This is a genomic window from Bradyrhizobium sp. cir1 (assembly GCF_014198245.1).
Classification (GTDB): domain Bacteria; phylum Pseudomonadota; class Alphaproteobacteria; order Rhizobiales; family Xanthobacteraceae; genus Bradyrhizobium.
Window position 1 is genome coordinate 865444 of the sequence record NZ_JACIHE010000001.1, and the last position, 14798, is coordinate 880241.

The 14798-nt window shown below is 65.2% G+C and carries 12 protein-coding genes; 4 read left to right on the forward strand and 8 right to left on the reverse strand.

Annotated features, from left to right (window positions below; translation table 11 throughout):
* Nucleotides 1–16: 16 nt before the first annotated feature.
* From purF to GGD63_RS04210, 4 genes are all read left to right on the forward strand, one after another.
* On the forward strand, nucleotides 17–1540 hold the full coding sequence (gene purF, locus GGD63_RS04195; RefSeq protein ID WP_183239603.1) for an amidophosphoribosyltransferase: 1524 nt from the start codon (nucleotides 17–19) through the stop codon (nucleotides 1538–1540).
* Between the two features lie 16 nt (nucleotides 1541–1556).
* A complete protein-coding gene (locus GGD63_RS04200; RefSeq protein ID WP_183239604.1) occupies nucleotides 1557–1700 on the forward strand; it encodes a hypothetical protein in 144 nt (47 codons plus the stop codon).
* A gap of 66 nt (nucleotides 1701–1766) precedes the next feature.
* The gene (locus GGD63_RS04205; protein WP_183239605.1) at nucleotides 1767–2507 is read left to right on the forward strand and encodes an SDR family NAD(P)-dependent oxidoreductase; all 741 of its coding nucleotides are present in this window, start codon (nucleotides 1767–1769) and stop codon (nucleotides 2505–2507) included.
* 272 nt (nucleotides 2508–2779) lie between these two features.
* A complete protein-coding gene (locus GGD63_RS04210) occupies nucleotides 2780–4003 on the forward strand; it encodes an ABC transporter substrate-binding protein (RefSeq protein ID WP_183239606.1) in 1224 nt (407 codons plus the stop codon).
* A 91-nt stretch (nucleotides 4004–4094) separates the two neighbouring features.
* Here the strand turns inward: GGD63_RS04210 and GGD63_RS40745 are convergent, their stop codons facing one another.
* The 8 genes from GGD63_RS40745 to GGD63_RS04250 all read right to left on the reverse strand — a co-directional run bounded on the left by GGD63_RS40745 (nucleotide 4095) and on the right by GGD63_RS04250 (nucleotide 14662).
* Nucleotides 4095–7442, reverse strand: coding sequence for an autotransporter domain-containing protein (locus tag GGD63_RS40745; protein WP_312013030.1), 3348 nt, complete (start codon nucleotides 7440–7442; stop codon nucleotides 4095–4097).
* 98 nt (nucleotides 7443–7540) lie between these two features.
* Complete coding sequence (locus GGD63_RS04220; protein WP_183239607.1) at nucleotides 7541–8797, reverse strand: TCR/Tet family MFS transporter; 1257 nt, start codon at nucleotides 8795–8797, stop codon at nucleotides 7541–7543.
* Nucleotides 8794–10176 (reverse strand): ribosome biogenesis GTPase Der, encoded by a 1383-nt coding sequence (gene der / locus GGD63_RS04225; RefSeq protein WP_183239608.1) that lies wholly within the window; start codon nucleotides 10174–10176, stop codon nucleotides 8794–8796. The genes GGD63_RS04220 and der overlap by 4 nt, the downstream gene beginning before the upstream one ends.
* Before the next feature lie 46 nt (nucleotides 10177–10222).
* Entirely contained in the window at nucleotides 10223–10771 is a 549-nt protein-coding gene (locus GGD63_RS04230) for a hypothetical protein (RefSeq protein ID WP_183239609.1), read from the reverse strand.
* Between the two features lie 43 nt (nucleotides 10772–10814).
* Nucleotides 10815–11468, reverse strand: a complete 654-nt coding sequence (locus GGD63_RS04235) for a tetratricopeptide repeat protein (protein WP_183239610.1) — start codon at nucleotides 11466–11468, stop codon at nucleotides 10815–10817.
* Between the two features lie 166 nt (nucleotides 11469–11634).
* Nucleotides 11635–13227: a class I adenylate-forming enzyme family protein gene (locus tag GGD63_RS04240; protein ID WP_183239611.1), complete on the reverse strand. Its 1593-nt coding sequence runs from the start codon at nucleotides 13225–13227 to the stop codon at nucleotides 11635–11637.
* A 73-nt stretch (nucleotides 13228–13300) separates the two neighbouring features.
* Entirely contained in the window at nucleotides 13301–13885 is a 585-nt protein-coding gene (locus GGD63_RS04245) for an NnrU family protein (protein ID WP_183239612.1), read from the reverse strand.
* Nucleotides 13886–14083: 198 nt separating this feature from the next.
* The gene (locus GGD63_RS04250) at nucleotides 14084–14662 is read right to left on the reverse strand and encodes a hypothetical protein (RefSeq protein WP_183239613.1); all 579 of its coding nucleotides are present in this window, start codon (nucleotides 14660–14662) and stop codon (nucleotides 14084–14086) included.
* Nucleotides 14663–14798 lie beyond the last annotated feature (136 nt).

Below are 14798 nucleotides of genomic sequence, written 5' to 3' on the forward strand. Positions count from 1 at the left end.
GAGAGGCGCGAACGAGATGCGACACCCTGACCAGGACGCTGAACTTGATCTCGACGCCAAGGCCGGTTTGAGCCCGTCCACGCTGGAGCTTCAGGACGATCTGGAAGGGGATACGCTGCGCGAGGAATGCGGCGTGTTCGGCATCTACGGTCACCCCGACGCCGCCGCCATCACCGCGCTCGGCCTCCACGCCCTGCAGCACCGCGGCCAGGAGGCCGCCGGCATCGTCTCCTACGACGGCAGCCGCTTTCACTCGGAACGCCGCCTCGGCCTCGTCGGCGACACCTTCTCCCGCCGCGAGGTGATCGACCGCCTGCCCGGCAATGTCGCGGTCGGCCATGTCCGCTACTCCACCACCGGCGCCACCATCCTGCGCAACGTGCAGCCGCTGTTCGCCGAGCTCAATGCCGGCGGCCTCGCGGTCGCCCATAACGGCAACCTCACCAACGGCCTGACGCTGCGCCGCGAGCTCGTGAGGCACGGCGCGATGATGCAGTCGACCACCGACACCGAGGTGATCCTGCACCTGGTCGCACGCTCCAAGCGCGCCCGTTTCATCGAGCGCTATATCGACGCGCTGCGCGAGATCGAAGGCGCCTATGCGCTGGTCTCGCTCACCAACAAGAAGCTGGTCGGCGCGCGCGATCCACGCGGCATCCGCCCGCTCGTGCTCGGCGAGCTCGACGGCTGCCCGATCCTGACCTCGGAGACCTGCGCGCTCGACATCATCGGCGCGCGCTTCGTGCGCGACATCGAGCCCGGCGAAGTCATCGTGTTCGACGAGAACGGCCAGGACATCCACAAGCCGTTCCCGCCGATAGCGCCGCGTCCCTGCATCTTCGAATACATCTACTTCTCCCGGCCCGACTCCATCGTCCATGGCCGCTCGGTCTACGAGGTGCGCAAGGCCTTCGGTGCGCAGCTCGCGCGCGAGAGCCACGTGCCGATCGACGTCGTCGTGCCGGTGCCGGATTCCGGCGTGCCCGCCGCGGTCGGCTACAGCCAGCATTCCGGCGTGCCGTTCGAACTCGGCATCATCCGCAACCATTATGTCGGCCGCACCTTCATCCAGCCGACCCAGGCGATCCGCGAATCCGGCGTGCGCATGAAGCACTCGGCCAACCGCGCCGCGATCGAAGGCAAGCGCATCATCCTGATCGACGACTCGCTGGTGCGCGGCACCACCTCGAAGAAGATCGTGCGCATGATGCGCGATGCCGGCGCCAAGGAAGTCCATTTCCGCCTCGCCTCACCCCCGATCCTCTATCCGGATTATTACGGCATCGACCTGCCCGACCGCGGCGGCCTCCTGGCTGCGACGCATTCGCTGGAGGAGATGCGCGAGATCATCGGCGCCGACTCGCTCGCCTTCCTGTCGATCGACGGCATGTACCGCGCCATGGGCGAGCCCGGCCGCGACCCCGCCAATCCGAAGTTCTCGGACCACTGCTTCACCGGGGCCTATCCGACCCACCTCACCGACCAGACCCAGACCGAGCCGCAGCCGCGGCAGCTGTCCCTGCTGGCGGAGGCGAGCTGACGCGGAGATCGCGACGATGCAGCTGACCATCGCCATCCTCTGCGGAATGCTTTTGGCCGGCTTCATCGTCTTCGCCTTCAGGCAGGGTACGAAGGTAACACCCGACGGTTCCGGAAACGGGACGAACAACGACAACATGCAGTTGGGCGGCGACAGCTAAGCTCGAAGGCGATAATTCCGTCATGGCCGGGCTTGTCCCGGCCGTCCACGGCTGTAAAACCCCGCCATGACAAAGCCCCTCGCCGACCGCATCGCTCTCGTCACCGGCGCCTCGCGCGGCATCGGTTTCGCCACCGCCAGGGCGCTGGCCAAGGCGGGCGCGCATATCGTGGCGACGGCGCGGACGCAGGGCGGGCTGGAAGAGCTCGACGACGAGATCCGCAAGGACGGCGGCAGCGCCACCCTGGTGCCGCTCAACCTCACCGATTCCGACGGCATCGCGCGGCTCGGCGCCGGCCTGCACGAGCGCTATGGCAAGCTCGACATCCTCGTCGGCAACGCCGGCGTGCTCGGCCCCTCCTCGCCGATCGGCCATATCGAGCTGAAGACCTTCAACGACGTGATGGCCGTCAACGTCTCCGCGAACTTCCAGCTGATCCGCTGCATGGAGCCGCTGCTCAAGCAGTCCGACGCCGGCCGCGCGGTGTTCATTACGTCGGGCGCCGCCAACAAGGCGACCGCCTATGTCAGCCCCTACGCGGCATCGAAGGCCGCGCTGGAAACGCTGGCGCGCGCCTGGGCGCAGGAGACCGCGAACACGCCTCTGCGCGTCAACCTGTTCAATCCGGGGCCGGTCCGCACCCGCATGCGCGCCACGCTGATGCCGGGCGAAGACCCTGAGACGCTGGATACGCCCGAGCAGGTCGCCGAGCTCATCGTGCCGCTATGCGCACCCGACTGGACCGAAACCGGCAAATTCTACGACTACAAGACCCGCAGCCTGATGAGCTTTCAGCCGCCAGCATGAAGGCGAGCAGTTTGTCGAACCATCGCGGGTAACGCCGATACCGCCGAGGTCGATACCGGAAAACGCATCCAGAAATTCAAGCTGCCATCGGACGCGCTGAAATAGCGTCTCAACGCATTTTGCCCAAAAGTTAACTGACGGATGACGCTACGACGCAGCGCCATCCGGCTTTAGGCGCATTGCCGCCGGCCGTGGGACACGGTAGAGCCATCGACAGGAACAAGGCTCCGTAAGAGAGCCGTCCGAATATTTGACAATGGAGGAGACCTTTTATGACAACGTTCGCGCGCCGCACTGCGGCTCTTCTGGCTTGTGCCACTTTCGGTTTTGCAACATCCGCCTACGCGCAGGACAAGACGATCAAGATCGGCGTGCTTAACGACATGTCGAGCCTCTATGCCGACATCGGCGGGCCGAACTCGGTCGCAGCGGTGAAAATGGCGGTCGAGGATTCCGGCCTGAAGGCCAAGGGCTGGACCATCGAGGTCCTCTCCGGCGACCACCAGAACAAGCCCGACATCGGCGTCAACATCGCCCGGCAATGGATCGACGCCGACAAGGTCGATGCCATCGCCGACACGCCGAGCTCTGGCGTCGCGCTCGCGGTGAGCAACCTCGTCAAGGAAAAGAACTCGGTGCTGCTCAATTCGGGTGCGGCGACCGCCGACCTGACCGGCAAGGCCTGCACGCCCAACACCGTCTCCTTCACCTACGACACCTACATGCTCGCCAACGGCACCGGCAAGGCGCTGACCAAGGCGGGCGGTGACAGCTGGTTCTTCCTGACCGCGGACTACGCGTTCGGCCATGCGCTGGAGCGCGACACCAGCAACGTCGTCACCGCCACCGGCGGCAAGGTGCTCGGCGGTGTCAAGCATCCGCTGAACACGTCCGATTTCTCGTCCTTCCTGCTGCAGGCGCAGTCCTCCAAGGCCAAGGTGATCGGCCTTGCCAACGCCGGCGGCGACACCACCAATGCAATCAAGCAGGCCGCTGAATTCGGTATCGTCTCGGGCGGCCAGAAGCTCGCCGCGCTCCTGCTCTTCATCAATGACGTGCACTCGCTCGGCCTGAAGACCGCGCAGGGCCTGACCTTCACCGAGTCCTTCTACTGGGATCTCAACGACCAGACCCGCGAATGGTCGAAGCGCTTCCAGAAGGTCTCGCCCAAGGGCGCGATGCCCTCGATGACGGTTGCGGGCCTCTATGCCGAGATCCTGCATTACCTGAAGGCGATGGACGCGATCGGCAGCAATCCGCATGACGGCGCCAAGGTCGTCGCCAAGATGAAGGAACTTCCGACCGACGATCCGCTGTTCGGCAAGGGCCCGCTGCGCGCCGACGGCCGCCGCCTCATCCCGGCCTATCTGTTCGAGGTCAAGAAGCCGGAAGAGTCGAAGGGACCGTGGGACTACTACAAGCTGGTCGCCACCATCGCCCCGGAAGACGCCGCCAAGCCGCTCGAGGCGAGCGAGTGTCCGCTGGTGAAGAAGTAAATCAAGCAGAAAGCGGGCACGGCACCGCGTGCGTCGTGCCCGCACTCACTTACAGGGGTGGAAATACACCGGAGCATTATCCCCGCAGTCGCTACCAAGTATAGCGCGCCAGGCCCTTTCCGGCGAAGCTTGAGGTAACGCTTGAGAACTCACCCTCGAACGTTGCCGCGAGCGAGAGCCCGTTCAGCCATCTCATTTCGGCTGTCGCGGAAGTAAGCGCAGCATCCCGCGCTGGCGATGCCCCACCCACAACAAAGGATGCGCCTGGCAGCGTCTGGAAGGTCGCGGCAATGCTGCGATCGGTGTTGTAGTCGTGTGCCCAGCCGAAGCGGCTGCGTAGGGTCAGGATCGAACTCGACCATGCAAACGACCTGTCGGTACGAAAGCCGAGTTCCGAGCGCGGCGACGTTACGTTCTTGGCGGCATAGGCCAGCGCAAAGGTGTTGGCGCCGCCAACGGCTTGTTCGGCGTAATTCGGCAGTTCGAAGCTTGTAAATTGCGCGGCGGCATAGGGTGTGACTCCCACACCGAGCCATGGGCTGATGAAGCGATAGCCGCCTTCGAGACGCCCAGCCCACGCATTGGCGTTGAACTGCGCACGCAATTGGTCAGCGCCGGCAATCGTAACCGTCCGGTTGGTCGTGACGTCCTGCCAGCCATAGGCCAAAGCGGCCGAGACGTACGCAGCACCGGCCGCATGGAGGACATTTGCACCGGCCTGGAACAGGTCGGATCGGCCTGAACCAAGACCATTGGCGACAACGAAGCTGGTGCCACCGCCTGCGAGCGCGAAACCGACCTGTGTGAATGGCGAGATCCGGTATGCGGCGCCGACGGTCGCGCCGCCGATGCGGCTTGTGGTCGCGTTCGATCCCTGTACTGCATTGCCATCGGTCGTCTGCGAACCGCCGAAGCCCGCGCCCCACACCTGCCAGCGCTGGTCGAAACCGGCAGCCGCCGTTGCTTTGGTGATCATGGCGTAGGCGTCACGTTCGGAGCCGGAGCGGCGGCGACCGCCGCTTGCATAGCTATCGACCGTCCCCTCGTCCTGAAATGAGGTCGCTGTCGACGCAATCCTGTCCCGTCCTGCAGCCAATGGATCGGTCAGCAAATTGACGAACAGGTTCATTGCGTCGAACGTCGTCTGCTGTGAACCCGTCGCGACCTCGCCTGATGCCTCCGTCAGGTTTGCCGGAACGTTCCCGCTGAAGATGCCGCCATATGCCGCAGGCACGCTGCCGAAGGAATTGAACGCATGATCCAGCCCGGTGGCAACCGCGCGCTGGTTCCTATTGAGGCCGGTGATTTGCGCAAGACCCGAGCCCAGAACAAGCTGTACCGTATTGCCCGAATATGTCAGCGAGCCGGAAATTCCGGTTGGCGTCGCCACGGAATCAAACCGGGAGCCGTTCAGCGTCGCAGCACTCAGGATGGTGTAGGGCGAATTGAACCGGAGGGTACCGTCGGCGAGAGCGACCCGGACCGTGCCGGCCAGCGTCGCCGCCCCCGTCACATTGGTGAGGTCGGAGGCGGACGACGACACCTGGACCAGGTAGGCCGAAGCGGCCGTGAACACGAGGCCGCCCTGAACGGCAATTGTCCCGATCGAATTGCCTGGAGAGAGAATACCGCCGTTGACGACGGTGTTACCGACGGTGCCGATGCCACCGAGAGTCCCGCCGGCGTTGACCACGAGATTGTTTGCCGACGCGATATTGCCATTCACGATGAGCGCGCCGCCATTGACATGAATGTCACCAGCAAAGGAGCCAGTGCCGGTCAGCGTCCAAATCGAATCGCTCACCTTGTTGAAGTTACTGAATCCCTGATACTGGGCGGCCGCACCCAACGCGCTGACATCGAAGGTCGCGGCACCGCTGCCGCCAAGCTGGAACGTATCGCTGCCTCCGCCAAGCACGTTGCCGGTGATGACCGATCCAGGCGCGAGCGTGAGAACGTTGCCGCTGCCGGCAAATTGTATGGCTGCCGTCCCGCCGCTGATGGTCCCCGCATTGAAGACGGACGACCCGCCCGTCCCCGCATAGATGCCGTTGCCCGCGAGGCCCGAGATCGCGCCGTAATTGATCACCGAAACGGAACCAGCGCTGGCGCGGACGCCGGTGTCGCCGCCACTGATCTGCGCACCGATGTAATTGGTTACAACCGCGCTCGTCTCGGCGCGAATGGCGTAGCCAGAACCGCCTGCGCTGATAGTTCCGGAATTGGCGATGGTGGCGACCCCATGATTGGCATAGATCGCGTTATTGATCAGGCTCGTGATCTGCCCGCCGATGCCATTGGTCACATTGACGTCGGTGAAGGCAAAAATCGCGGTGTTATTCAGGCCGGCAATGGTCCCGAGGTTTGTGACGCTTGCAGAGCCCGCATTGGCGACCAAGCCACCGCTCAGGCTTCCGCCGGCACCATTCGCTATCGTCAGATTGGCGTGCGCGGAGGCGGCCGATCCGGCCCCACTTGCGATGGTCCCGAAATTCGTGATCGTAATCGATCCACTGGAGGTGTGGACGCCGTCCATGGCACCGGTAATGGTCCCGGTGGCAGCGTTGGCGACGTCAACGTCGCCGGTCGCATCGAGCCCGTAGTTGGTGGCACCTGTAATCGTGCCGGCATTGGTGAGGTTCAGTACCTGATTGGCCGCAACGCCGGTTATTCCGCCGGAAATCAGGCCGCCTGCCATGTTGGAGACGGTCGCCGTACCGTAAGCAATAACGCCGTATGAAGTGCCGACGATATTGCCGAAATTCGTGACATTCGCGGCAGCGGAATATCCGGAATTGATGCCCAGATCGCCTGTGATCGTACCGCCCGCATTGTTGGTAACCGTGGTGTTGACATAGGCGAATACGCCAATGTTCGCGTTGGCCGTGATGGTGCCGCCGTTGACGACGGTCACGCTGCCATTGTTCGAGCCAACGCCGAATGACGTGGTCCCGGTGATACTGGCGCTGGCGCCATTTGTGACGGTGAGGTCATTCTGTGCGAAAATGCCGCTCGTCGCCCCGGTGATGTTTCCGGAATTACTTACCGTCGCGCTCCCGACCCTGATTCCGCTGCCAGCGCTTCCCGTGACCGAGGCGCCGCTGCTAACATCGATGACGATGCTGGTTTGATTGCCGGTCCCGTAGCCGTTGGTCCCGTTTTGATCGGTCGTAGACCCCGAGCATGCGACGGTCGTACCCGGCGGGGGATTGGGGCTGTTGTCGGCCGCCGGCGAACAAGCCGCAAGCGTCCCATCCGTCAGAGCGAGCGTTACGCAACCAGCAATCGCAGCAACAACTCCCAAAGATGGCAAGCGCGACCGGCGAAAATACCCTGTCCAAACCGGCACACGCGCCATCGCAATTTGCTTTGCCTCGGGCAGAATCGATTGCCCGACCTTCAATGAGGAATAAAACGAATCAACAGATTTATTTTGCACGCCAAGCCTTCGTTCGGAAGCTTCCGTGCGTGTCAGCCGGACAGAATTCCTAAGAAACGCACGCGCTGTTGCAAATCGGCGACAGTAGCAACCGTCCGTTAGCCGGTGGGTGCGACCATCGCCGTCGCACGAGCCGCTATCACGAGCGACAGCACCATCAACACCGCCGCGAGCAGGAACGGCGCGCCCGGCAGATGCAGCGGCGCACTGGTGCCGATGAAATAGGAAAACGTCAGCGTGAACAGGAACGGGCCGACCAGCTGCGACACGCTCTGCACGCTCGCGGTCGCGCCCTGCAGCTGGCCCTGCTGATCGGGCGCGACCAGCCGCGTCATCAGCGACTGCATGGCGGCGCCCGAGATGCCCCACAGCGACATCACGGGAATGCCGATCCAGAACAGCGGCCCGGTCGGCGCAGCCCCGAAGATCACGAAGCCGATCGCGCCACAGCACAGGCCGAGCAACAGTGCCTTTCGCTCGCCGAGCACGCGCACGATCGGTCCGATGGCGAGCCCCTGCACCACCATGGCGCAGATGCCGACCATCGCCAGCGTCAGTCCGACCGTCTTGGAATCCCAGCCATAGCGATAGGTCGCATAGAGCACGAAGGTCGAGGGCAGCACGACATGGGCGACCTGCGCGATGAAATTGACGATCGACAGCCCGGCCAGTGCCGCATTGCTGCGGAGCAGGCGCAGTGCGCCAACCGGATTGGCGGTGGTCCAGCGGAACGGCGCGCGTCTTTCCGGCGCCAGCGATTCCGGCAGCACGAGCAAGCCATAGAGCGCATTGGCAAAGCTCAAGCCCGCCGCGGCCCAGAACGGCAGGCGCGGATCGATGTCGCCGAGCAGGCCGCCCAGCGCCGGGCCGAGGATGAAGCCGGCGCCGAACGCGGCTCCAATCCTGCCGAACACCGCCGCACGCTGCTCCGGCGGCGTGATGTCGGCGATGTACGCAAACGCCGTCGAGATGCTGGCCGAAGTGATGCCCGAGATCACACGGCCGATGAACAGCCAGGTCAAGGACGGCGCCAGCGCCATCAGAACGTAGTCCGCGCCAAGCCCGAAATTCGACAGCAGCACCACCGGGCGCCGTCCGAAGCGATCCGACAGCGCACCTAACACCGGCGAGAACACGAACTGCATCAGCGCCCAGGCGGTGCCGAACAGGCCGAAGATGCGCGCCGCATGCGCGGTGTCATTGCCGGTGAAGCTCTCCACCAGCTTCGGCAGGATCGGCATGATCACGCCGATTGCGAGCATGTCGAGCAGGATGGTGACGAAGATGAAGGCGACCGCACCGCGCCGGACCGGCGCAGCGCCCTGCGCTGTCGCCTCGCCGGCGCCGTCGCTCACGACGGCCGCTTGCGCTTGTGCGCGAAGGGATTGGCCTTCTCGCGCAAGGTGATGCGGACCGGCGTGCCGGGCAGCTCAAACGTCTCGCGCATGGAGTTGGTCAGGTAGCGCAGGTAGGATTGCGGCACCGCATCGGCACGCGAACAGAACAGCACGAAGCTCGGCGGGCGTGCCTTGGTCTGCGTGATGTAGTTCAGCTTCAGTCTGCGGCCGGACACCGCGGGCGGCGGATTGGCCTGGATCGCCTGCTCGAACCAGCGATTGAGCGCAGCGGTCGGCACGCGCCTGTTCCAGACCGCATAGGCGTCCTGGATCGCCTGCATCAGGCGATCGATGCCCTCGCCCATCAGGCCCGAGACGGCGACGATCGGCACGCCCTTGACCTGCGGCAGCCAGTGATCGGCATCGCGGCGCAGGCCCGAGATCGCGCCGCCGCCCTTGGTCTCCATCAGGTCCCATTTGTTGACGGCGAGCACGACCGCGCGGCCCTCGCGCTCGATCAGATCGGCGATGCGCAGATCCTGCTCCTCGAAGCGGTTCTGCGAATCCATCATCAGCACGACCACTTCGGCAAAGCGCACCGCGCGCAGCGCGTCGGCGACCGAGAGCTTTTCCAGCTTCTCCTCGATGCGCGAGCGGCGGCGGAGGCCCGCGGTGTCGAACACGCGGAAATCGCGGCCCTTCCAGTTGATCTCGACCGCGATGGAATCGCGCGTGGTGCCGGCCTCCGGGCTCGTCAGCAGGCGCTCCTCGCCGAGCAGATGGTTGATCAGCGTCGACTTGCCGGCATTGGGCCGGCCGACGATGGCGACCCGGATCGGGCGCGTCGCGGCCTCCTCCTCGGTGAGCGGCGCGTCGTCCTCATCCTCGTCTTCCTCGACGGGCTCCGGCATGAGCTTGGCCAGCGCGTCGTAGAGCTCGCCCATGCCCTCGCCGTGCTCGGCCGAGATCTGGATGGGATCGCCGAGGCCGAGCGCGAACGCTTCCATCGCACCGGCATCGCCGTGCTTGCCCTCGCTCTTGTTGGCGACCAGCAGCACCGGCTTGTTGGCCTTGCGGGCGAAATCGGCGAAGGCGCGATCGGTGGGCGTGAGGCCGATGCGGGCATCGACGACGAAGAACAGCGCGTCGGCCTGCGCGATCGCAGTCTCGGTCTGCTCCTGCATGCGCGCGGTGAGCGAGCCCCTGGCGCCTTCGTCGAGGCCGGCGGTGTCGATGATGGTGAACTGGAGGTCGCCGAGCCTGGCCTCACCCTCGCGGCGGTCGCGGGTGACGCCGGGCAGGTCATCGACGAGCGCGAGCTTCTGTCCGACCAGGCGGTTGAACAGCGTCGACTTGCCGACATTGGGCCGGCCGATGATGGCGATCGTGAAGGACATCGGTCATTCGTGCGCTGCCAGGGCTGCGCCTGTCAATGTAAGGAAATTATCGCGAGAAGCTGCCGCTCGGCAGCGGCGCCGGGAAACCGCCCGGCGTCTGCTGCTGCGTGGTCTGGGTCGGTTGCGCCTGCTGGACCGGCTGGTCCGGCGGCGGCGCGGTGGTGCGCTTGCGCACGATCTTCTGCTTGGGCGGGGGCGCGGCGGTGGGCGGCGCGGCTTCCGGCTGGGCCTCGCCATCGACCTCGCCGGCGGGCGCATCGGCCGGCGCAGCCGCGGTTGCGGGCTGATGGGTCTTCTTCGCCTTGGCACCCTTGGCCGGTTTGGCCGGCTCAGGCGGCGGCTCGGCGGGCAGAGCCGCGACGGCGGGCGCGTTCGGATCCGGCTGCTGCTGCGCGCCCTTGTACATCTCCTTCGGGACACCCTGCTCGAGACCCGGAACGCCCTCGGGGAAGACCGGCTTGCGATCGCCCGGCAGCTTCTTCTTGGTGTCGAGGAAGTCGAGCATGTCGCTTGGATCGAAGCTGGAGCAGCCGCCCAGGACGCCCGTGAAGGCGATCAGGACGGCGGCTGCGATCAAGCGTGGCGTGCGGCGCATATCGTATCTCGTCAGGTCAGAGAGCCCGTCGGTGAGCTCTTGGTCAGCTTTTGGCGACGGGCGGCAGCAGAGCGGCGAGCGCCTCGGCGCGCGAGCGCAGGCCCGGCGGCGTCTCGCCGTCCTCGGCAATCGCGTCGAGCCATTTGCGGGCCGCGGTCATGTCGTTGTTACGCCAGGCCGACAGCGCCAGCATCTCGCGCGCAGTATGGCGGAACGTCGATTTGGGGGTGGCTGAAGCCTCCAGCCGCTGCTGCATGTCGGCATAGGACGCGCTGTCGACCAGGAGGCCGGCGGCGCGGATCCTGGCCAGATCCTGCCATTCGCCCCCGACACCGCGGTCGGCAACGATGTCGTCATACAGCTTGGCGGCCGCCTTGCGATCGCGGCTGGCAGCCTCGGCCGCAGCGCGCAGCCGCGCCAGGGTGCGATAGCCAGAGGTGCCCTTGGTGGCGAGCTCGGTGAAGGCCGTCTCGGCCTCCGCATGCTTGCCCTGCTCGGACAGCTCGACGGCCTTCTCGAAGGCGGCGCCGGCCTCGGCGGCCTTCTGGGCCTCCAGGTACCGATAACCCTGCCAGCCGGCGGCGGCGGCCACGACCAGCACCATCAGGGCGATGAAGTAGATCGAATACTTGTCCCACAGTTTCTTGAACTGTTCGCGACGTACTTCCTCGTCGACTTCGTCAAATAATTCAGACACTTATGCTAATCCCATGCCCGTCCGGGTGCGCGCGCCAAGGCGTTCGCGTCAGGAATCCCGTCCCCCGTGTGGCGGCGAGGTACCCTAACGATATGGCGGTGGCAAGGCAAAGCGAGCCCGATCAAGGCGTTAACCACCCGGCAGAGCCAGGCGCCACCTGCCCCGCTCAGGTTCCGAGCAGCTCCCGCAGCTGTCGTTTCAGCACCTTGCCATTGGCGTTGCGCGGCAGAGGCTCGGCGGTGATCGCCATGGTCTCGGGGACCTTGTAGTCGGACAGCCGCTCGGCGCACCAGGCCCGCACGGCCTCGCTGGCGACCGGGCTGCGCGTCACCACCACGGCATGAACGCGCTCGCCCAACACCGGGCAGGCCCTGGCGATGATCGCGCTCTCGATCACGGCGGGGTGCCCTGCCAGTACGGATTCGACCTCGGCCGAATAGATCTTCAGCCCGCCGCGATTGATCATGTCCTTCTGCCGGTCGAACACGCGGACGAAGCCTTCCGCATCGACCGAGCCGAGGTCGCCCGAGTGCCAGAAGCCGCCCGTGAAGCTTTCGGCGGTGGCCTTCGGATTATTCCAGTAGCCCTTGATGACGGAGGCGCTCTGGATCCAGAGCTCACCGATCTCGCCGGCAGGCAGCTCGCGCCCGTCCGTGTCTATCGCGACGATGCGCGCGCCGGGGCACGGCAGGCCGACGCTGTCGATATGGCTCGCCGTCAATTCGCCCGGCATGATCGTCGAGGGCGACGTCGTCTCGGTCGCCCCGTAGCAGTTCATCAGCTTGAGGCCGGGGATCGTCGCCTTGAGCTTCTCGATGGTCGCGACCGGCATCGGTGCGCCGCCGAAGCCGCCGATGCGCCAGCTCGACAGATCGTAGCTGCCGAAGTCGGGCTGCAGCAGGCAGAGGTTATACATCGCCGGCACCATCACGGTGTAGGTGACGCGCTCGCGCGCGGCGAGCTTGAGATAATCTGCCGCCTTGAACTCCGGCATGATGATCAGCGCGCCGGCGCAGCGGATCATGGTGGTGATGTTGGCGACGACGCCGGTGACGTGGCCGAGCGGCACGGCTGCGATGGAACGGTCCGTCTGCGTCAATTGCAGGCAGGACACGAACACCATCGAGGAATGCACGATGTTGCAATGGGCGAGCATCGCGCCCTTCGGCTTGCCTGTCGTGCCCGAGGTGTAGAGGATCATCGCGGTGTCCTCCTCGCTCGTCTCGACCGGCGCCTGCGCCGGCGGATTGTCTGCAAGCACCGAGAAGCGCGACAGATGCGGATCGTCATCGACAGCAATGCGGTGGATCACAGCGGGGACGTCCGACGCCTCGGGCAGCCGCTCGGCGAGCGCCGCTTCATGGATCAGGAGCTTCGCGCCGCAATCGGCGAGGACATAGGCGATCTCCGGCTTCTGCTGGCGCGTGCTGAGCAGCACCGTGACGAGGCCCTCATGCGCGGCGGCGAACAGCAACAGCGGAAATTCGACGCGGTTGCCGAGCAGGATCGCGACGCGATCGCCGCGCTGCAGGCCGAGCTTGCGAAACCCGGCCGCGATCCGAGCGGCCCGGTCCGCCGCCTGCCGCCAGCTCAGCCGGACATCGCCTGCGATCAGCGCTTCGCCATTGGGATTGCGGGCGCAGGCGTCCGCGATCATCGCCCAGAGACTCGCCGGCCGGTCGCGGAACGCCGGGACGACGCGGTCGCCGAAGCGCGCCTCGAGGTGCATCGGCGGGATTTCTGAATGCGACCAGTTCATCGGAACGCCCTGAGCTTGTTGCTCTTGTTATCTTCCGCGCACGAATGTGAGGGGCCTGTCTTGCGCCGATCGGCTAGACGCCCACGACGGGAACACCGATCACGACGGGATGGAACGCAAAGGCCAGCGCCAGATAAGCGACGACACCGACTGCAACCGCGATCAGATCATTGGTGACGCCGCCGACCGGAATTGGCGGTCCACCGGCATCGGCGCGATGCTTGAGCGTGATACGGTCATACACCGCCCAGCCCAGGAACGAGCCGAACAGGATGATGGAGCCGAGATCGCCGTTGGCGAGAAGATGCGCGGCCGCCCACAGCTTGATGCCGGCCAGCATCGGATGCTTCAGCGTCGCATAGATGCGCCCGCGCAAATAGGAGGCGACCACCAGGATGACCGCGGGCAGCATCAGCGCCAGCGTGATGTGCTTCAGCGCCTTCGGCGGATACCAGACGTCGATCCAGCCGGAGCTGCGATAATGGGAAAAGCCCCAGATGATCAGCGCCAGCCCCGCCAGCGAGACCACCGAGTAGAGGAGCTTGTACGTCCCCTCGCCCAGCCTTGCGATGGCCTGCGCGCGCGCCTCGCGTTTCGATGTGAAAACATGGGCCGCGAAAAACAGCACCAGCCCCAGGATCATGACCAGCAGACCCACGACATCCTCCCCTCAAGCAGCCCCCGCCCCTGAGGTATCATCGATTGGCCGATGGTCGCAACTCTCTCACCCCTCATGGTGAGGAGCGCGCCCTTGCGCGCGTCTCGAACCATGCAGGCCCGGCCGTCGCAACAACGGGGGCCTTTCATCCTTCGAGACGCGCGTGAAGGACGCGCTCCTCAGGATGAGGGGATAGAGCTATTTTGCCAGCTCCCGATTATCGACATAGCGGATCGCGATCGGCCGGCCGGCCAGGGCGCCGCCGAGACCGCTGGTGAATTTCAGCGGCAGGCAGGCGTTCAGCGATGCATTGATCGCCTTCAAGTAGGTCGTTCGGGTGTCCGCGGGGACGCCAGCGGTCGCAAAGGTCAAGCGCGGCGGCCCGATCAGGCTGCCCGCCTTGTTGAAGCTGAAGCGCACCGCCATCTGCATGCCCGCCCGCGCATTGTCCCCTGGCGGCGACCAGCAGGTGCGCAGCTCGGCGAAGAGGTCGCCGATCGTGTCGAGATCGTGATCCGGCTTCTGGTATTTGGCGCGATCGGCCTCGGATGGAACGCTCTCGATCGTCAGCTGCAGATTTTGCCCATAGGGATAGTCGATCTCGGGAATGCAGGGGCCGGGCTCGAGCGGACTGCAATAGGACGGCGTGCAGGGCCGATAGTCGAGCACGCTGCACGGCTCGTGCGCGAACGGGATCGGATTGATCTGACGTCGCTGCGCGTCGGCGGCCGCGGTTGATATTGCCAGCAGTACGAGAACGAGAATGCCGCGCCACATGATGCGAGCTCGCAGGGTCACATAGCCAAAAAGTGGCATTGCCCCCGATGACGTCAAGCCTGCGGCTGTTCACGTGCTCGCGTTTAGGCACCCTGTCGTCGCCCGGCTTGCCGTCTTCGCTAAAGCTACGCCGGCC

Excerpts from the sequence above, each read along its gene's own strand:
- GGD63_RS04230 (WP_183239609.1), bottom strand. The coding sequence starts at position 10,771 with ATGCGCCGCACGCCACGCTTGATCGCAGCCGCCGTCCTGATCGCCTTC.
- GGD63_RS04200 (WP_183239604.1), top strand. The coding sequence starts at position 1,557 with ATGCAGCTGACCATCGCCATCCTCTGCGGAATGCTTTTGGCCGGCTTC.
- der (WP_183239608.1), bottom strand. The coding sequence starts at position 10,176 with ATGTCCTTCACGATCGCCATCATCGGCCGGCCCAATGTCGGCAAGTCG.
- GGD63_RS04240 (WP_183239611.1), bottom strand. The coding sequence starts at position 13,227 with ATGAACTGGTCGCATTCAGAAATCCCGCCGATGCACCTCGAGGCGCGC.
- purF (WP_183239603.1), top strand. The coding sequence starts at position 17 with ATGCGACACCCTGACCAGGACGCTGAACTTGATCTCGACGCCAAGGCC.
- GGD63_RS04205 (WP_183239605.1), top strand. The coding sequence starts at position 1,767 with ATGACAAAGCCCCTCGCCGACCGCATCGCTCTCGTCACCGGCGCCTCG.
- GGD63_RS04210 (WP_183239606.1), top strand. The coding sequence starts at position 2,780 with ATGACAACGTTCGCGCGCCGCACTGCGGCTCTTCTGGCTTGTGCCACT.
- GGD63_RS04250 (WP_183239613.1), bottom strand. The coding sequence starts at position 14,662 with ATGTGGCGCGGCATTCTCGTTCTCGTACTGCTGGCAATATCAACCGCG.